Source organism: Bradyrhizobium ferriligni (genome assembly GCF_056837965.1).
Genome location: NZ_JBXEJO010000004.1, coordinates 81,040 through 98,599, shown reverse-complemented (window position 1 = coordinate 98,599; position 17,560 = coordinate 81,040). Strand labels below are relative to the sequence as shown.

The following is a 17,560-nucleotide window of genomic DNA, read 5'->3' as shown; positions in this document are numbered from 1 at the left end:
CTTGCTGAATCGGGTTCCCGATTGCAACATCAGACTGCAGACCCGGCTGGTGGCACCATGAAATCGATTGCTCACGCGGCTCCGGCCGTCGACATCCAGGCAGCACCGAAGCTCCACAAGCGCAATGTCGCGCTGGACCGCGCGCGCACCTTCCTGACCCTGGTCGTGCTGCTGCACCACGCGGTGATCCCCTACACCTATTTCGGGCACACCGACCCGACATCGTGGATCGGCTTCGACTGCGTGGTGCTCGCCACCGACAGCTTCTTCATGGCGATGTTCTTTTTCCTGTCGGGGCTGTTCGTCTGGCCGGGGCTCGGCAACAAGCCATGGCTGATCTTCCTGCGCGACCGGCTGCTGCGGCTCGGCCTGCCGTTCGTGGTCTGCGCGGTCAGCGTGATTCCGCTCGCCTATTACGCGATCGCGCTGCGTCAGACGCCGGAGCTGAGCTTCTCCGAATTCTGGTGGAAAACCATGACGGTCGGACCATGGCCGAGCGGTCCGATCTGGTTCGTCTATGTCTTGATGGCCTTCGACCTGACGGCGAGCATTCTGTACCGGGTGTCGTCGCGTCTGCTCGATCCGATCAACCGTCTGTCGATCAAGGGATTTCAACGTCCCTCGAAGTTCTGGCTGTTCCTCGTCATCGTCAGTGCCGCCGCCTACCTGCCGATGCTGATCCATTACGGCCAGAACTACTGGTTCGAGTTCGGACCGTTTTCGGTGCAGGCGAGCCGCGTGCTGCTGTATGCCTCCTATTTCTTCATCGGCGCGGGAATCGGGGCGGCGAACCTCGAGGGCGGCGTGCTCAGCGCGCACGGACGGCTGACCGAGCGGCGCTGGTTCTGGACCGGCATCACGCTGATCCCCTACTGTTTGATGTGGGTGATGATCTACATCAAGCGCATGATCATCGGTAACCCCGATCCGCTGCCGGGCTGGTATCTCGGGATCTACGGCAGCTTCTACGTGCTGTTCAGCGCCTCGATCCTGTTCGCGATCCTGGCCTACTTCCTGCAATCGAAATCGTCGGGCCCGACGCTGCTCGACCGCATGCAGGGCGACGCCTACGGCATGTTCCTGGTGCACTATCCGATCGTGCTGTGGCTGCAATACTGGCTGTTCGATATGGAGCTGCCGGCGTTCGCCAAGGCCGCGATCGCGTTCTTCGCCACGGTGGCGCTGAGCTGGGCGGTCACGGCCGTGCTGCGCAAGACTCCTGGCTCAAGATACGTGCTCTAATCAGGCCGCGATCTCGTCCCTCGCCGCCACGCTTTCCAGCCGCGGGGCGGCCGCCGCGCGATGGTCGCGGGCGATCAGGATGTAGAAGGTCGGCAGCACGAACAGCGTGAACAGCGTGCCGATCAGCATGCCCATCACCACCACGATGCCGATGGCGAAGCGGCTCGCCGCGCCGGCGCCGTCGGCATAGAGCAGCGGCGCGAGGCCCGCGACCATCGCGGCTGTCGTCATCAGCACCGGCCGCATCCGCACCGCGGCCGCCTTCTGGATCGCCGCGACCCGGTCGAGGCCTTCGTGATGCTGGATCTCGTTGGCGAAGCTCACCATCAGGATGCCGTGCTTGGAGATCAGCCCGATCAAAGTGACGAGGCCGATCTGGGTGTAGATGTTCAGCGTGGTGAAGCCGAAATACAGCGGCAGCAGCGCACCGCAGACCGCGAGCGGCACCGTCACCATGATCACCAGCGGATCGCGAAAACTCTCGAACTGCGCCGCCAGCACCAGGAAGATCACGATCAGCGCCATGCCGAACGTGACGATCAGGCGGTTGCCCTCCTGGACATATTGCCGGCTGTCCGACAGCCAGTCGACGGTCATGCCCGGCGACAGCTTTTGCGCCTGCATGAACGACACTGCCTGCCCCATGGTCACGCCGGGCTTGAGCACCGCCGAGATCGTCGCCGCGTTCATCTGATTGAACTGCGGCAGCCGGTTCGGCTCCGGCTTGACGTTGACCTTGATCACCGTCGACAGCGGGAACATCTGCCCCGAGCTCGAGCGGACGTTGAAGTTTCCGAGCCCTTCCGGCGTGACCCGGTCGACCTGGCGCACCTGCGGGATCACCTCATAGGAGCGTTCAAAGAAATTGAAACGGTTGACATAGTTCTCGCCGACCAGCACCGCGAGCGTGTCGGCGATGGTCTGCATGCTGACTCCGGCCTCGGCCGCCTTGGCGTGATCGATGGTGATCCGCGCGGTCGGGCTGTCGAAGGCGAGATCGCTGTCGACGAAGGCGAACAGCCCGCTCTTCCAGGCGGCCCCCTTCAGCGTCTCGACCTCCTGATAGATGGTGGCGAAATCGCCGGCCGAGCGCACCACCATCTGGAACGGCAGGCCGCCGGTCGCCGCTGGCAGCGCCGCCGGCTGGAACGGCGTCACGCTGGCGCCGAGCACGCCGTAGGACATGCCGTAGAGCTGGTTCTGGATGTCGTTGGCCGAGCGCTTGCGCTTGTCCCAATCGGTCAGGGTGATGCCGCCGAAGGCATGGTTCTGCCCGTCGGTACCGTTGATGAACCAACTCGCGTGGTATTCGGGAAACGAGCGAAACAGCTGCTCGATCTGGTCGGAAGAGCGCGTGGTGTAATCCACGCTGGCATATTGCGGCGCGCGGAGCACGGTGAACACGTAGCCCTGGTCCTCGGAGGGCGCGAGCTCGCGCTGGCTGCCGAGAAACAGCACCACGATCGCCGCCAGCACGCTGAATGCCGCCAGCAGCACTGCAGCGCGCATCTTGAGCGTCGCGGCCAGCAGCCGGCCGTAGCCGCGCGACAGCCTTGAGAACTGATGCTCGACGAAGCGGGCAAACCGGCCGTGCGAGGTGGCTTCGCCGAGCAGCTGCGCGCTCATCATCGGCGACAAGGTCAGGGCGATGACGCCCGAGACCACCACCGAGCCCGCCAGCGTGAAGGCGAATTCGCGGAACAGGCTGCCGGTAAGGCCGCCCATCAGGCCGATCGGGGCATAGACCGCGGCGAGCGTGATCGTCATCGCGATCACGGGACCGATGATCTCGCGTGCGCCGATCAGGGCGGCGTCGCCGGGGCTCCGCCCTTCCTCGATGTGGCGATGGATGTTCTCCACCACCACGATGGCGTCGTCGACCACGAGCCCGATCGCCAGCACCATCGCGAGCAGGGTCAGGAGATTGATCGAGAAGCCGAGCGCCAGCATCATCGCGGCGGTACCCACCAGCGACAGCGGCACGGTGACCACAGGGATCAGCACCGAGCGGAACGAGCCCAGAAACAAGAGGATCACCACCACCACGATCGCGATCGCCTCGGCCAGCGAATGCTGCACCTCCGATATCGAAGCCTTGACGAAGTGCACGATGTTGAAGACGTCGGCAACCTTCAAACCGGGCGGTGCCACGCGGTTGAGGTCCTCGATCACCTTGGCGGTGGCGGCGACGATCTCCAAGGGATTGCCGTCGGGGGTCGGCTGCACCGCGATGTATACGGTAGGCCTGCCGCTGTCGCGCGCGTTGGAATCGTAGTTCTCGCCGCCGATCTCGAGGGTGGCGACGTCGCCGAGCCGCACCAGGCCGCCGCCGCCGGCGCCGGTCTTGATCACCATCTTGCGGAAATCGTCGAGATTGCGCAGATCGGTCGCCGCGGTGATGTTGGTGACGGTCATCTCGCCGCGCAGCCGCCCAGGCGCCGCCTGCACGTTGTTGGACCGCAGCGCGGCGGAGATATCGGCCGCGGTCAGCCCGCGCGCCGCAAGCTTGAACGGATCGATCCACACCCGCATCGCCAGCGACGATCCGCCCGAGGTGTCGGCCGACGCGACGCCGGGCACCGAGGTGAGCAGCGGCTGCGCCACGCGGGTGGCGAAGTCGGTGATCTGCGCCGGCGTCAGCGTGTCGCTGGTGAAGGCGATGTACTGCACCGCCGACGCGCCGTCGGTGATCTTGGTAATGACAGGGTCGAACACGCCGGCCGGCATCCGGTACTTAACCTGCTGCACCTTGGCGAGCACCTCGGTCATGGCGCGGTCGGCATTGGCGTTGAGCACCAGCTTGGCCTTGATCTGGCTGAGGCCGAGCGTCGAGTTCGAGGTCATGTACTCGATGCCGTTGGCAGTCGCGATCGATTGCGCGATGACAGACGTCACGAAGCCCTGCATGACGTCCTGGGTCGCGCCGGGAAACGAGACGTCGACCTGGATCGTCGCGCTCTCCATGCTGGGATATTGCCGCACCGGCAGCGAGACCATCGCCGCGGTGCCGATCAACAGGATCAGCAGGCTGACGACCGTCGCCAGAATCGGCCGGCGGATGAAGATGTCGGTGAAATGCATGATGATTCCTCGGGCGCTGCTCGCGAAGCTAGCGTCCCTTCTCCGGCGTCTCCGCCATGGTCGTCTGGACGGCCGCGCCGGGCATGACGCGGAGCTGGCCCGCGGTGACGATGTGATCGCCGGGCGCAAGCCCCTGCTCCACCACGACACGCTCGCCGATCCGTTGCCCGGTCTTCACGGCGACGCCGACCGCCTTGTTGTCACGCACGACCAGCACGCTCTCGCCGGATGCGCTGGTCTGGATCGCGGTGACCGGCACCACGATGGCGTCAGGCTGCGGCGGCAGCACGACGTTCACCATCACGAAGAGGCCCGGCCGCAGCAGCCGGTCGGGATTGGAAAACAGGGCTTGCACGAGGACATTGCGGGTGTCCTCGGCCACCTGCGGCTCGATGGCGTTGATCTTTGCCTCGAACACCCGATCGGGGAAAGCGTCGGTACGGATCGTCACCGCGCCTCCCACCTTCAGATTTGACAGGCGCTGCTGCGGAACGGTGAAATTGGCATAGAGCTGGTCGAGCGCGGTCAGCGTCGCGAGCGCATCGCCGGCATTGACGTATTGGCCGAGATTGACCTTGCGCAGACCGATCTGGCCTGCAAACGGCGCGCGGATCGCCATCTGCGCGATCTGCGCATCGAGCTGGTCGAGCGAGGCGTCGGCCTGCTTCAGATCTTCCTGCCGCTGCTGCAGCGTCTCCTGGGTCACGAAGCCGGACGGCGCGAGGCCCTGCGAACGCTTCTCCTGTAGCTGCGCAAAGCGTCCCTTGGAGACCGCGACCGCGCGCGCGGCGCGCAGCGGCGCGTCATAGAGCTGCACCAGCGGCGCGCCCTCGGCGACATCGGTGCCGGCATCGAAATTGATCGCGGTGACGCGGCCGGCAACCTCCGGCGCCAAAATCACCTGCCGCACCGCCTGCAGCGAGCCGATCGCCTCGATCGACCGCGGCAAGGTTTCCGTCCGCACCACCATCGCCGCCACCGGCGTCGGCGGCGCTTCGGCGGTGGCCTTGGCCGCGGCGCTGGACCCGCCTGCGCGCCAGGCAAACAAGCCGGCCGCGGCACAGACGAGCAACAGAACGGTGATGCCGAACGGCTTGGCACGAAGCCCGAGCCGGCGGCGCGACGACAATGATGCGGACGGCATATCGCTTCCAAGAACGAACCCCGGCGTGTCGGCCGGAAGCTTGCCCCTGCAAGCCCGCAACTGGTATAGAACCTCAAGTATGGTTGAGGTCAAGGCTGGCAGCTTGCAAGACTTCTAACGCAAGATTTCCAATGCAGGACTTCCAATCCGGGATTGCTGGTCAATGACGCTTGCGCAGGAGCTTTCAGTCGGCGAAGTGGCGCGGCGCAGCGGGCTTGCCGTCTCCACCCTTCACTTCTACGAGAGCAAGGGGCTGATCGCGAGCCGGCGCACCGGCGGCAACCAGCGCCGCTACATGCGCGGCGTGCTGCGGCGGATCGCGGTGATCAGGATCGCGCAGCGCGCCGGGGTCCCGCTGGAAGAGATCAGGCAGACCTTCGCCGCGATACCGCTCGATCGCGCGCCGACCGTGCGCGAATGGGAGCGCGCGATGCGCGCCTGGACCGAGACGCTGGAGCAGCGCATCAGCGATCTCACCGACCTCCGCGACAAGCTGTTCAACTGCATCGGCTGCGGTTGCCTGTCGGTGACCGACTGCCCGCTGCGCAATTGCGACGACAAGCTCGGCGCCCAGGGGCCGGGCCCGCGCATCCTGATCACCGCGGCCGAACGCCGGGCGCGGCGCAAGCGCCGGGGCTGACGGCATTTTCGCAGCCGACAAGTTGCGCACAACCTGCCTTTGGTCACATCCCGCCAGGTGATTCTCAGGTATGCTGGCCGGACTGCTTGACCCTAGGGAGTCCTGAGATGAACGACCCACAAGTTGGATGGATCGCCGCCATCATCGTCGGCGGACTGGCGGGCTGGCTCGCCGAGATGTTCATGAAGTCCGGAACCGGCATCTTCATGAATATCATCCTCGGCATTGTCGGCGCCGCGCTGGCGAACTGGCTGTTGGGTCTGCTCGGCGTGTCGCTCGGCGGAGGCTGGCTCAGCTATCTCGTCGCCGGCTTCATCGGCGCCTGCATCATCATCTTTGCCTGGCGCGCGGTCCGCGGCGCGACATAAGGCATGACCCGAAGGGATCACGTTCGGAATAGAAATGGCGCGATGATGGGTTCATCGCGCCATTGAATCGTTGCTCGCGGCGCCTGATCCAGCCGGATCAGGCGGCGGTGCCGTGCATGTAGTTCGGCAGCCAGTGCTCGAAGGCGCGCGACAGGCTTTCGACCGCAACCGGCAACTCCCCAGCCACCGCAATCGCGTCGCCGCCGGTGGTGCCGATGCGCGCGCAGGGCACGCCGGCCCCCTTCATCTTGGCCAGCACGAGGCCTGCGTCGGCGGCCGGCACGGTGACGATGTAGCGGGCCTGATCCTCGCCGTACCAATAGGCATGCGGCACGATCGAGGACGGCGAGGCCAGGAGCTGCGCGCCGATGCCGCTTGCGATCGCCATTTCGGCGAGCGCGATCAAAAGACCGCCGTCGGAGACGTCGTGCACCGCGGTCGCGGTGCCGGCGTGGATCATGCCGCGCACCACGTCGCCATTGCGCTTCTCGGCAGCGAGATCGACCGGTGGCGGAGCGCCCTCCTCGCGGCCGCAGACGTCGCGCAGATAGACCGACTGTCCGAGCCACCCCTGCGTTTCGCCAACCAAGAGGATCGCCTCGCCGGCCGTCTTGAAAGCCAGGGTCGCGGACTTGGTGAAGTCGTCGAGCAGGCCGACGCCGCCGATCGAGGGCGTCGGCAGGATGCCGCGGCCGTTGGTCTCGTTGTAGAGCGAGACGTTGCCGGACACGACCGGGAAATCCAGTGTGCGGCAGGCCTCCGAAATGCCCTTCAGGCAGCCAACGAACTGGCCCATGATCTCGGGCCGTTCAGGATTGCCGAAGTTGAGATTGTCGGTGATCGCGAGCGGCCGGCCACCGACCGCCGTGATGTTGCGCCAGGCTTCGGCGACCGCCTGCTTGCCGCCCTCGAACGGATCGGCCTCGCAATAGCGCGGCGTGACGTCGACGGTGAGCGCAAGGCCCTTCGGCCCGTCCTCGACGCGAACCACCGCGGCATCGCCGCCGGGGCGCTGCATAGTATTGCCGAGGATGACGTGGTCGTACTGCTCCCACACCCAGCGCTTCGAGCACAATTCGGGCGTGCCGATCAGCTTTTCCAGCGCGTCCGCGATGCCGACCGGCGGTTTGACGTCCTGCCCGCGGATCACCGCCAGCGCATTCGAGGCGACGTGCGGACGGTCATAGACCGGCGCCTCGTCGCCAAGCTCCTTGATCGGCAGGTCGGCCATCACGTCGCCAGCATGCTTGACGACGAAGCGCTTGGTCGGCGTGGTGTAGCCGACGATGGCGAAATCGAGCCCCCATTTGCGGAAGATCGCCTCGGCCTCTTCTTCCTTCTCGGGCTTCAGCACCATGAGCATGCGCTCCTGGCTCTCCGAGAGCATCATCTCGTAGGCGCTCATGCCGGTCTCGCGGGTCGGCACCGCGCTGAGGTCGAGCTCGACGCCGAGGTCGCCCTTGGCGCCCATCTCGACCGCCGAGCAGGTCAGGCCCGCCGCGCCCATGTCCTGGATCGCGATCACGCAACCCTTTTCCATGATCTCGAGGCACGCTTCCAGCAGCAGCTTCTCGGCGAAGGGATCGCCGACCTGCACGGTCGGGCGCTTCTCCTCGGAGGCGTCGTCGAATTCGGCCGAGGCCATCGAGGCGCCGTGAATGCCGTCGCGGCCGGTCTTGGAGCCGAGATAGACGATCGGCATGTTCACGCCGGAGGCCGCCGCGTAGAAGATCTTGTCGGCGTCGGCGAGACCGACCGCCATCGCGTTGACCAGGATGTTGCCGTCGTAACGGGTGTGGAAACGAACCTGGCCGCCGACCGTCGGCACGCCGAAGGAATTGCCGTAGCCGCCGACGCCCGCGACCACGCCGGACACCAGATGCCGGGTCTTGGGGTGCTCGGGCGCACCGAAGCTCAGCGCGTTCAGGCAGGCGATCGGGCGCGCGCCCATGGTGAAGACGTCGCGCAGGATGCCGCCGACGCCGGTGGTCGCGCCCTGGTAGGGCTCGATGTAGCTCGGGTGGTTGTGGCTCTCCATCTTGAAGACCACGGCCTGCCCGTCGCCGATGTCGATCACGCCGGCATTCTCGCCGGGGCCCTGGATCACCCAGGGGGCCTTGGTCGGCAGACCGCGCAGATGGATGCGCGACGACTTGTACGAGCAATGCTCGTTCCACATCGCCGAGAAGATGCCGAGCTCGGTGAAGGTCGGAACCCGCCCGATCAGCTTGAGGATACGCTCGTACTCGTCCGGCTTCAGCCCGTGGGCGGCGACGAGTTCGGGGGTGATTTGGGGCTCGTTCCTGGGGTCGTTCTTGGGCGCGTTCATGGGACCCTTAATAGGTAGATCGAACGGGGGCGAAAAGGCCTTTTAGGGCCCATTTCCGGCCTGTCCAGAGCTTTGCGGCAGCTGGCCGCGGCCCGGGATTTGCACTTGGATTTACTTCCGGATTTACATCCGGATTTGCACAACGGGGATGGATCGGATTTAAGGACCCGAACCCGATAATTGAAGGCCATATTTCGTGAACGAGCTCGCCAAAACCGCATTCAACCGCCGCCCCGACCTGCACGTCGAAACCGAGGGCGAATTCGCCGGCTGGCGAACCTGGACCCGGGACAATTTCGAGACCCATACCGGCCCGTTTTACCACCGTATGGACGAGAACGGCCGCATCACCTGCGCGTTCCGGGTCGGCAAGAAGCACCTCAACGGCTCCGGCAACGTCCATGGCGGCTGCTTCATGACCTTCGCCGATTACTGCCTGTTCGCGCTCGCCGGCTCGGTGCTGCAGGGCCCCGGCGTCACGGTCTCGTTCGCCTCGGAATTCCTCGACGCCGCCCGCGAGGGCGATCTGATCGAGTGCACCGGCGAGGTCACCCGCGCCGGCATGTCGCTGATCTTCGTGCGGGGCATGCTGACATCGGCGGAACGGCCGCTGTTCACCTTCTCCGGCACCATCAAGCGGGTGAAGCGCAGGGCGCCGGCGGAGGCAACGGCGTAAAGTTCGTGGCGGCTGTGGACACACGCCGTCGTCCAGCCGTTACATCGGCACGAATTTGAATCGAAAGCGCAGCCCTAGCGCGTTGTGTTCACGCGCGTTCTTTGCGTGAGGCAATACGAACTACGGTTGTGACGCATCGACGCACTGTCGTTGCGTCGTCGCGCGCGCGTCACATGCGCGTCAGGCAAGCCCTCGAAGATTGCTGAACGGTTTCCGTTTGTGCGTTCGCGCAGCGATGTTGGGGCATCCTCATGAAATTGAAGACTTTCGTTTCCGTTACGACGGCGATGTCGCTTGTCGCATCGCTGGCGTGGACTGCAACTCCGGCGCGCGCCGCTCAAGACGGCGATAATGGTGATCGCAGCGTTGGCGATGCTCGCGGTCACGATCAGGATCAAGACCAGGATCATGACGGTGGTCATCATGGCCGCAAGCCGCGCGTGGTGATGATCTCGCTCGACGGTGCCAAGCCCGATTTCATCCAGAAGTTCATCGAGGAAGGCGTGCTGCCGCGCGACGGCGGCCTCGCCCGGCTGAGCCGGCGCGGCGCGGTGGCGTTGCAGAACGTGACGGCGTCACCGTCGCTCACCGCGGTGTCGCATATCGCGATCGCGACCGGTTCGACGGCGGTCCACAACGACATCCCCTCGAACACGTTCGAGCCGATCGTTGGGCCGATCTCCGGCAGCATCAGCGGCTTTGCGGCGCCGATCGGCGGCTACAGCGAGAGCCCGCTCGGGCCATCGCCGCACCCGACAGCGGTGCCGTTGTGGGTGCAGCTGCGCCAGCAGGGCAAGAAGGTCGTCACGGCGACCTGGCCCGGCGGCGACGGCGCCGACATCTCCATCAACAAGACCGTGGTGCAGCCGGCCCAGCCGACCCGCATCACCGACTTCACGGTCCCGTTCGGCGCGTTCGGCGGCATCGGGGCCCAGGGCTTTTCGCTGTCCCGAGGCGACTTCACGGCCGACCCGAGCATCGTGACGGCGCTGCAGGCTGCCGGCCATTTCTCGTTCAGCCCGGTGCTGGTGACTTCAGCACCGATCGAGACGTTCTCCTGCTCCGCCGCGGCAACCGCGACCTGCACCAACGCCTCGACGCTCGACGTGAAGTATTCGATCCGCGTCGCCGCCATCGACACCACCAACGATCGGAAGGTGAACTACGACACGCTGGTGTTCTTCGATGCCAACCGCGGCATCACCGCGGGACCGTTCCACGCGCCGTCGACCGGGCCGGCCTATGTCAAGTTTGGCGGCGAGAACGCACCGTTCTTCTTCGAAGGCAGCGGGGCGAAGGTTGGTGCCGCGTACTTCGTCTCTGCGCTGTCTCCCGATCTCTCTGTGGTGCGCTTCGCCCGCTACGGCGCCAACTACATCCCGCGCAACACGCCTGTTCTCGCCGACGTCGACGACATCAACAACAACATCGGGTTCTGGCGTCCGCAGGCCGACTTCCGCATTCCGGAGCGGCTGAGCCCCGGCTTCACCAATTTCCCCGACGTCGAGATCGAGACGATGTTCGAGGACATGGTGAAGACCTTCGTGCGCTACCAGGCCAATATCGGCGAGCGCGCGATCAAGACCCATCCGGAGGCCGACCTTGTCATGGTCTATATCGAGCAGCCCGACGGCTCCGAACACCAGTTCCTGCTGACCGATCCCCGCCAGGGCACCAACCCGACCGACCCGAATTCGATCGGCGCCAACCAGGATGTCGCCAAGGTCAAGCGATACGCGTCCTACATCCGTTTCGCCTACCAGACGGCCGACAGAGCGGTGAAGCAGATCGCCGATGCGGCGGGCCGCGACAGCAACGTGATCGTGGTGTCGGACCACGGCTTCGCGCCGTTCCACACCTCGGTCAATCTCACCAACATCCTGCGCAACGCCGGGATCGACACCAGCAAGGTCGGGATCCGCACGTCCGGCCCCGCCGCCGACATCTACATCAACCTGCAGAACCGCGAGCTCGGCGGCACCGTCGATCTGGCGACCTACCGCACACTGGTGGCGCAGATCACCGACGCGGTGAAGAACGCGGTCGACCCCAATGCCCGCTTCAACTACTCACTCAAGGACCAGCGCATCTTCACCGTCGTCGAGACCCGGCCGCTGCAATGCGACGCCGGAACCGGACAATGCATCAGCAAGACCATCGGCCAGGACTATGGCGACGTGTTCGCGCTGATGGCGCCCGGCTACAATTTCGACGGCATCCAGAACCCCGGCGTCGCGCGCCAGGGCGACGCGCCGTTCAACGCGGCAACCACCATGCTGTCGATGCCGAATTTCTATGGCGCCCACGGTCACGACCCCGAGCTTCCGGTGATGAGCGCGACGTTCATCGCCGCGGGGCCGCAGATCCGCAAGGACACCGTGGTGCGGCACATGCGCAATATCGACGTGGCGCCGACCATCATGCGGATCCTCGGCTCGGCACCGCAGCAGGTCGACGGCGAGGTGCTGGGCCAGGTCCTGCGCTAGCGCATGGTCCGGCATTTCAGGCAAAGCTCACGCGATGGACGCCCGAGCGGCGTCCATCGTTCTGCAATCAACAGATACGGCGTCAGCGCTTTCCGGACGCCGCTGCCGACGCCGTGAGCGCCTCGAAATTGTGCTGCCAATATTGCTCGATCTGCTCGACCAGCGTGGCTGGCAACGGAACGTAGTTGAGCAATTGAGCCTGCGGCTTGCCGCTCTGCAATGACCAGCGCAGGAAGTCGATCGCGGTTGCCGACCCGTCGGGCGATTTCGGCTGCTTGTGCATCAGGACGAAGGTCGTGGCCGTGATCGGGTACGCGTCTTCGCCCGGGGCGTTGGTGAGGACCAGGTTGAAGTCCTGCGTCGCCATCCAGTCCGCGCTCGAGGCCGCAGCCTGGAACGATGCGGCGTCGGGGGTGACGAAATTGCCGGCACTGTTTTGCACCAGGCCGAAGGAAATCCGGTCGAGCCGTTGCAGCGCGTAGGCGTATTCGAGATAGCCGATCGACCCGGGAATCAGGCCGACGAGCGAGGCGACGCCATCGTTGCCCTTGCCGCCGAGCCCGACCGGCCACTCGACCGACGTGCCCTCTCCGACGCTTGCCTTCCACTGCGCGCTGACCTTCGCAAGATAGTTCGACCAATTGAACGTCGTCCCCGACCCATCGAGGCGATGCACGACGGTGATCGCCGTGCGCGGCAGCTTCAGATCGGGATTGACCGCCTGGATGGCCGGATCGCTCCACGATCTGACCTTGCCGAGATAGATGTCGGCGAGCAGCTGTCCGGTGAACTGGATCTGGCCGGGCTTGACGCCCGCGATGTTGACCACCGGCACGACGCCTCCGATCACGATCGGGAATTGCACCATGCCGAGCCTGTCCAGCTCTTTCGGATCGAGCGGCATATCGCTCGTCCCGAAATCGACGGCGGCCTTCTTGATCAGGCCGACGCCGATGCTCGAACCCACCGATTGGTAGCTGACGGTGTTGCCGGTCTTTGCCTTGTAGGCATCGATCCATTTCGCCATCACCGGCGACACGAAGGTTGAGCCGGCGCCCCTGGTCTCCGCAGCGAAGCATTGCGTTGCGACGACGAGCGCAGTGAAAATGATCGGTAATCTGAAATGCTTCGTCATGGTGCTGAGCCTAGCAGGGCGAGCCAGACGCCCGTGTGGGCCAAGTCACAAAGCGGTACCATGCGCCGGAGGCGCTGGACTGGCACCCGGACGACGCCAGCCTCAGTCCCACAGACGCAGCCGGCCAATTCCTCCAAACGGGATATCGGCGCAAATTCAATACCCTAGCCTTGCACCGCACCGCCACGCTAGATTGCTGCTTCGCGCGCCAATGCGCGAAGGGAGCCAAATCAAGGTGCCGAAGAGCACAGCGAAAACGGGCGGCGTGACGGCTCCCGCGATTACATCCACCCGGTCCACGTCAACGCCGGGCGCGCGCGGCTGGCGCGACTATGCGCTGCTGCTGGCGCTGGCCTGCTGCTGGAGTTCGACCTACCCGCTGACCAAGATCGGGCTCGGCTCGATCCCGCCGGTCACCTTCATTTCCGCGCGCTCGCTGGTGGCCGCAGCCTTCCTGCTCATCGTGCTGCGCGTTCGCGGCATTCGCATCCCGACCGACATCAAGGCCTGGAAGCTGTTCGCCTTCCAGCAGACCATCAATTCCACGATCCCTTTTTTGGTGATCACCTGGGCGCAGCTTTACGTGCCGGCATCCAACACCGTGGTGCTGGCCTCGACGACGCCGATCTTCGCCTTCCTCATCACCTGGGCGATCACGCGGCACGAGCCGGCCTCGCTGCTCAAGCTGGTCGGCGCGATCCTCGGCCTCGCCGGCACGGTCGCGATCATCGGCCTCGACGCGCTCTCAGGCTTCGGCAAGGAGATCTTCGCCGAGATCGCGATCCTGCTCGCCACTGTCTCGTTCGCCTGCGCCACGATCTTCGGGCTTCGGCTGTCGGACTATGATCCGATGGTCGTGGCGGCCGGCTCGCTGTTGTTCGGCGGCACCGTGCTGCTGCCGGTCGCTTTGATCGTCGACCATCCCTGGACCCTGCACCCGACGCCGCAGGCGCTGGTCGCCACCGTCGTGATGGGCATCTTCTCCAGCGCGTTTGGCCTGATGCTGTTCTACATGTGCTTGACACGGCTCGGCACGCTCACGACCAATGCGCAGGGCTACTTGCGCATTCCGATCGGCGTCGCGCTGTCGGTGATCCTGCTCGGGGAATCCGTGCCGTCGAATCTCGCGCTCGGCCTCTTGCTCGTCATGGCCGGCGTCGCCGCGATGACGGTGCCGGCGGAAGCGGTCAAGCGCTGGCTGCGAAGGCTGTAGAAGCGATTACTTGTACACAGCTTGCCGACGTCATTGCGAGGAGCGACAGCGAGGAAGCAATCCATATCTCCACTTGCGGCACGATGGATTGCTTCGCTGCGCTCGCAATGACGAGTCAACATCTATCGCAGCTCAAGCCGACCGCCGCTTCTGCTCCGCGCGTCCGGCGGCGCCGCGAAGCGGCTACTTCTTGTCGTCCGCCAGCAGGGCGCGGTATTTCGCGACGTCGCGCGTCACCAGCTGCTGCAGCACCTCGGGCGCGAGCTCATTGGCGTCGGGGGCGACGGTCGACAGGTCGGCGAAGCGCTTCTTCACCGCCTCGCTCGCAACCGCGGTGCGCGCCGCGGCGTTGAGCTTGGCGATGATCTCGGGCGGTGTGCCCTTCGGCGCGAACAGGCCGTTCCAGCCCTGCGCCTCGAACTCGGGCAGTCCGGCCTCGGCCGAGGTCGGCAGTTCGGGCAGCGACGCAAGCCGTACCGTCGAGCCGACCACGACCGCTTTCACCAGTTTGTCGTCGATCGCCTGCGACACCGAGGCCGCGGCATCGCAGACCCCGTCGATCTGGCTGCCGATCGCATCCGTCAGCGCGAGCGCCGCGCCGCGATAGCCGACCAGCTGCACGTCGATGCCGGCGGCATGCACGAAGCTCTTGCAGATCAGGTAATTCGAGGAGCCGACGCCGGCATGGCCGAGATTGACCTTGCCCGGATTCTTCCTGGCGTAGTCGATGAATTCCTTGAGGTCCTTGGCCGGAAAATCCTTGCGCAGCGCGACGATGCCGAAGGTCTTCGCGACCATGGCGATCGGCGCGAAGGAGTCTGGCGTGAACGGCAGCTTCGGATAGATCGTGTAGGTCGCGGCGTTGGTGCCGGCATTGCCGATCGCGATGGTGTAGCCGTCCGGCTCGGCGCGCGCAGCGCGGGCGAGCGCGGTCGAGCCGCCGGCGCCGCCGACATTCTCGATGATGATGCTCTGGCCGAGCGCAGCGCTCATCTGGTCGGCGACCGCGCGGGCGATGACGTCGGAGGTGCCGCCTGCCGTAAACGGCACGATCATCGTGATCGGACGCTTCGGGAAGTCCTGGGCGTAGGCCGACGTCGCAAGCACAAGCGCCGCAGCCGCGGCAACGCACCACCGCCGCAGCATGATCGTTACGCCGCCTTTTCGAACTGCTGGACCAGGCCCGCGAACAGGCCGCGGCCATCGGTGCAGCCCATGATCTCTTCGACGTGGTTTTCCGGATGCGGCATCATGCCGAGCACGTTGCCGCGCTCATTGACGATGCCGGCGATCGAATGCGCGGCGCCGTTCAGATTGGAGGCCTCGTCGACCACGCCCTCCGGCGAGCAGTAGCGGTACAGCACCCGCCCGTCGCCTTCGAGCCGCTTCAGCGTCTCTTCGTCCGCCTCGTAATTGCCTTCGCCGTGCGCCACCGGCACGCGGATCACCTGGCCGGCATTGTAGCCGCGGGTGAACGGGGTGTCGGAGCGCTCGACGCGCATATGCACGTCGCGGCAGATGAACTTCAGCCCGGCATTGCGCATCAGCACGCCCGGCAACAGCCCGGACTCGCAGAGGATCTGGAAACCGTTGCAGACGCCGAGCACAAGCCCGCCCTTGGCAGCGAAGTCGCGCACCGCGTCCATCACGGGCGCGCGCGCCGCGATCGCGCCGCAGCGCAGGTAATCGCCATAGGAGAAGCCGCCGGGCACCACCACGAGGTCGGTACCCTTGGGCAGCGCGGTCTCGGCATGCCAGACCATCGCGGTCTCATTGCCGGATGCGAGCTTGAGCGCGCGCGCCATGTCGCGCTCGCGGTTGATGCCGGGGAAGACGAGGACGGCTGATTTCATGGAGTTGGTACTTCGTTCAATTCGAGACGTGTCTCTATGCGGTCAAGACGCCCTTCGTGGCGAACCAGCGTCGCGTGAATACCGGAAATCTCCTGGAACACGCCGGTAATTTCCTGACGGATACCATTCTGAGACGTTCGCGATGCCTGCATTTCCTGTTTCAACTCATCGATCTTGCCGTCGACCTGAGCCAAACGCGCCTGGACCGATTTCATCACTTCGAACATCAGCTCCATCGTCACGTCGGCCATTTGCTCGCCCCTTACGCCTTCAGTTCGATGGCATAGTTCTCGATCACGGTATTCGCCAAGAGCTTGTCGGCGGCGGCCTTCAGCGCCGCCTCCGCCTTGGCCTTGTCGGTCGCGGCGAGCTCGATGTCGAACACCTTGCCCTGGCGAACGCTGGCGACGCCATCCACACCGAGCGATTTCAGCGCGCCCTCGATCGCCTTGCCCTGCGGATCGAGGATGCCCGACTTCAACGTCACAGTCACACGTGCCTTCACGGTCGCCCCTTCAGCTTAGCTCTTCACCAGCACCGGACCGCTGCCGGCCGGCCGCTCGTTTTCAATCAGAATGCCGAGCCGCTTGGCGACCTCGGTATAGGCCTCGAGCAGACCACCGAGATCCCTGCGGAAACGGTCCTTGTCGAGCTTCTCGTTCGACTTGATGTCCCACAGCCGGCAGGAGTCCGGCGAGATCTCGTCGGCGACGATGATCCGCATCATCTCGTTCTCGAACAGCCGTCCGCACTCCATCTTGAAGTCGACGAGGCGGATGCCGATGCCGAGGAAGAGGCCGGTCAGGAAGTCGTTGACGCGGATGGCCAGCGCCATGATGTCGTCGATCTCCTGGGGCGTCGCCCAGCCGAAGGCGGTGATGTGCTCTTCCGACACCATCGGGTCGTTGAGCTGGTCGTTCTTATAATAGAACTCGATGATCGAGCGCGGCAGCTGGGTGCCCTCCTCGATCCCAAGCCGCTGCGACAGCGAGCCGGCGGCGACGTTCCGCACCACCACCTCGAGCGGCACGATCTCGACCTCGCGAATCAGCTGCTCGCGCATGTTGAGGCGGCGGATGAAGTGGGTCGGCACCCCGATGTCGTTGAGGTGCTGAAACAGGTACTCCGAAATCCGGTTGTTGAGGACGCCCTTGCCCTCGATCACCTGGTGTTTCTTGGCGTTGAACGCGGTCGCGTCGTCCTTGAAGTGCTGGATCAGGGTTCCCGGCTCGGGGCCTTCGTAAAGCACCTTGGCCTTGCCTTCATAAATACGGCGTCGACGGCTCATTGGGATGTACCGTGTTTTGTTGAAATCCATGGATTTGGGTGCTCCGAATGACTTGGGGTTACGACCCACGACGGAGCTGCCGCGGAGGCCTGGAACCTGGGTAAT

15 protein-coding genes are annotated in these 17,560 nt (G+C 65.1%); 6 read left to right on the top strand and 9 right to left on the bottom strand.

The genetic code is table 11. The annotated features are described in order from the left end of the window. The first annotated feature begins 57 nt into the window (after positions 1-57). Positions 58-1,242 carry an acyltransferase family protein gene (locus AC1VNY_RS03400; RefSeq protein ID WP_482404094.1) on the top strand — a complete coding sequence of 395 codons (1,185 nt, stop codon included), beginning with the start codon at positions 58-60 and terminating at the stop codon, positions 1,240-1,242. Here AC1VNY_RS03400 and AC1VNY_RS03395 read toward each other — a convergent pair whose 3' ends face one another. Both AC1VNY_RS03395 and AC1VNY_RS03390 read right to left on the bottom strand, forming a co-directional pair. Beyond that, positions 1,243-4,323, bottom strand: a complete 3,081-nt coding sequence (locus AC1VNY_RS03395) for an efflux RND transporter permease subunit (RefSeq protein WP_482404093.1) — start codon at positions 4,321-4,323, stop codon at positions 1,243-1,245. Positions 4,324-4,351: 28 nt separating this feature from the next. Continuing rightward, positions 4,352-5,467, bottom strand: a complete 1,116-nt coding sequence (locus AC1VNY_RS03390; RefSeq protein WP_482404092.1) for an efflux RND transporter periplasmic adaptor subunit — start codon at positions 5,465-5,467, stop codon at positions 4,352-4,354. Between the two features lie 163 nt (positions 5,468-5,630). Here AC1VNY_RS03390 and soxR point away from each other — a divergent pair, with 163 nt between their 5' ends. After that, a complete protein-coding gene (gene soxR / locus AC1VNY_RS03385) occupies positions 5,631-6,107 on the top strand; it encodes a redox-sensitive transcriptional activator SoxR (protein ID WP_482404091.1) in 477 nt (158 codons plus the stop codon). Between the two features lie 107 nt (positions 6,108-6,214). Then, a complete protein-coding gene (locus AC1VNY_RS03380; protein WP_016843463.1) occupies positions 6,215-6,475 on the top strand; it encodes a GlsB/YeaQ/YmgE family stress response membrane protein in 261 nt (86 codons plus the stop codon). Between the two features lie 97 nt (positions 6,476-6,572). Here the strand turns inward: AC1VNY_RS03380 and purL are convergent, their stop codons facing one another. Beyond that, on the bottom strand, positions 6,573-8,804 hold the full coding sequence (purL, locus tag AC1VNY_RS03375; RefSeq protein WP_482404090.1) for a phosphoribosylformylglycinamidine synthase subunit PurL: 2,232 nt from the start codon (positions 8,802-8,804) through the stop codon (positions 6,573-6,575). A 196-nt stretch (positions 8,805-9,000) separates the two neighbouring features. Between purL and AC1VNY_RS03370 the strand changes: the two genes are divergently transcribed. Together AC1VNY_RS03370 and AC1VNY_RS03365 are read left to right on the top strand one after the other, a co-directional pair. Continuing rightward, positions 9,001-9,480, top strand: a complete 480-nt coding sequence (locus AC1VNY_RS03370; protein ID WP_028339884.1) for a PaaI family thioesterase — start codon at positions 9,001-9,003, stop codon at positions 9,478-9,480. A 251-nt stretch (positions 9,481-9,731) separates the two neighbouring features. Further along, the gene (locus tag AC1VNY_RS03365) at positions 9,732-11,966 is read left to right on the top strand and encodes an alkaline phosphatase family protein (RefSeq protein WP_482404089.1); all 2,235 of its coding nucleotides are present in this window, start codon (positions 9,732-9,734) and stop codon (positions 11,964-11,966) included. A gap of 82 nt (positions 11,967-12,048) precedes the next feature. Here the strand turns inward: AC1VNY_RS03365 and pstS are convergent, their stop codons facing one another. After that, positions 12,049-13,101: a phosphate ABC transporter substrate-binding protein PstS gene (pstS, locus tag AC1VNY_RS03360; protein WP_482404088.1), complete on the bottom strand. Its 1,053-nt coding sequence runs from the start codon at positions 13,099-13,101 to the stop codon at positions 12,049-12,051. 235 nt (positions 13,102-13,336) lie between these two features. Here pstS and AC1VNY_RS03355 point away from each other — a divergent pair, with 235 nt between their 5' ends. Then, positions 13,337-14,314, top strand: coding sequence for a DMT family transporter (locus AC1VNY_RS03355; RefSeq protein ID WP_482404087.1), 978 nt, complete (start codon positions 13,337-13,339; stop codon positions 14,312-14,314). Between the two features lie 183 nt (positions 14,315-14,497). Here the strand turns inward: AC1VNY_RS03355 and AC1VNY_RS03350 are convergent, their stop codons facing one another. From AC1VNY_RS03350 to purC, 5 genes are read right to left on the bottom strand one after another with little or no spacing between them, the layout of a single operon-like run. After that, positions 14,498-15,460: a tripartite tricarboxylate transporter substrate-binding protein gene (locus tag AC1VNY_RS03350; protein WP_482404086.1), complete on the bottom strand. Its 963-nt coding sequence runs from the start codon at positions 15,458-15,460 to the stop codon at positions 14,498-14,500. Positions 15,461-15,465: 5 nt separating this feature from the next. After that, positions 15,466-16,167 (bottom strand): phosphoribosylformylglycinamidine synthase subunit PurQ, encoded by a 702-nt coding sequence (purQ, locus tag AC1VNY_RS03345; protein ID WP_057018388.1) that lies wholly within the window; start codon positions 16,165-16,167, stop codon positions 15,466-15,468. Further along, positions 16,164-16,418, bottom strand: coding sequence for a hypothetical protein (locus AC1VNY_RS03340; protein ID WP_057018387.1), 255 nt, complete (start codon positions 16,416-16,418; stop codon positions 16,164-16,166). Before AC1VNY_RS03340 ends, purQ begins: the two co-directional genes overlap by 4 nt. Before the next feature lie 11 nt (positions 16,419-16,429). Beyond that, positions 16,430-16,672, bottom strand: a complete 243-nt coding sequence (gene purS / locus AC1VNY_RS03335; protein ID WP_057018386.1) for a phosphoribosylformylglycinamidine synthase subunit PurS — start codon at positions 16,670-16,672, stop codon at positions 16,430-16,432. A gap of 15 nt (positions 16,673-16,687) precedes the next feature. After that, positions 16,688-17,455 carry a phosphoribosylaminoimidazolesuccinocarboxamide synthase gene (gene purC / locus AC1VNY_RS03330; protein ID WP_016843454.1) on the bottom strand — a complete coding sequence of 256 codons (768 nt, stop codon included), beginning with the start codon at positions 17,453-17,455 and terminating at the stop codon, positions 16,688-16,690. Between the last annotated feature and the right edge of the window lie 105 nt (positions 17,456-17,560).

Excerpts from the sequence above, each read along its gene's own strand:
- pstS (WP_482404088.1), bottom strand. The coding sequence starts at position 13,101 with ATGACGAAGCATTTCAGATTACCGATCATTTTCACTGCGCTCGTCGTC.
- purL (WP_482404090.1), bottom strand. The coding sequence starts at position 8,804 with ATGAACGCGCCCAAGAACGACCCCAGGAACGAGCCCCAAATCACCCCC.
- AC1VNY_RS03380 (WP_016843463.1), top strand. The coding sequence starts at position 6,215 with ATGAACGACCCACAAGTTGGATGGATCGCCGCCATCATCGTCGGCGGA.
- soxR (WP_482404091.1), top strand. The coding sequence starts at position 5,631 with ATGACGCTTGCGCAGGAGCTTTCAGTCGGCGAAGTGGCGCGGCGCAGC.
- AC1VNY_RS03365 (WP_482404089.1), top strand. The coding sequence starts at position 9,732 with ATGAAATTGAAGACTTTCGTTTCCGTTACGACGGCGATGTCGCTTGTC.
- AC1VNY_RS03395 (WP_482404093.1), bottom strand. The coding sequence starts at position 4,323 with ATGCATTTCACCGACATCTTCATCCGCCGGCCGATTCTGGCGACGGTC.
- purC (WP_016843454.1), bottom strand. The coding sequence starts at position 17,455 with ATGAGCCGTCGACGCCGTATTTATGAAGGCAAGGCCAAGGTGCTTTAC.
- AC1VNY_RS03350 (WP_482404086.1), bottom strand. The coding sequence starts at position 15,460 with ATGCTGCGGCGGTGGTGCGTTGCCGCGGCTGCGGCGCTTGTGCTTGCG.
- AC1VNY_RS03390 (WP_482404092.1), bottom strand. The coding sequence starts at position 5,467 with ATGCCGTCCGCATCATTGTCGTCGCGCCGCCGGCTCGGGCTTCGTGCC.
- purQ (WP_057018388.1), bottom strand. The coding sequence starts at position 16,167 with ATGAAATCAGCCGTCCTCGTCTTCCCCGGCATCAACCGCGAGCGCGAC.
- AC1VNY_RS03400 (WP_482404094.1), top strand. The coding sequence starts at position 58 with ATGAAATCGATTGCTCACGCGGCTCCGGCCGTCGACATCCAGGCAGCA.
- AC1VNY_RS03340 (WP_057018387.1), bottom strand. The coding sequence starts at position 16,418 with ATGGCCGACGTGACGATGGAGCTGATGTTCGAAGTGATGAAATCGGTC.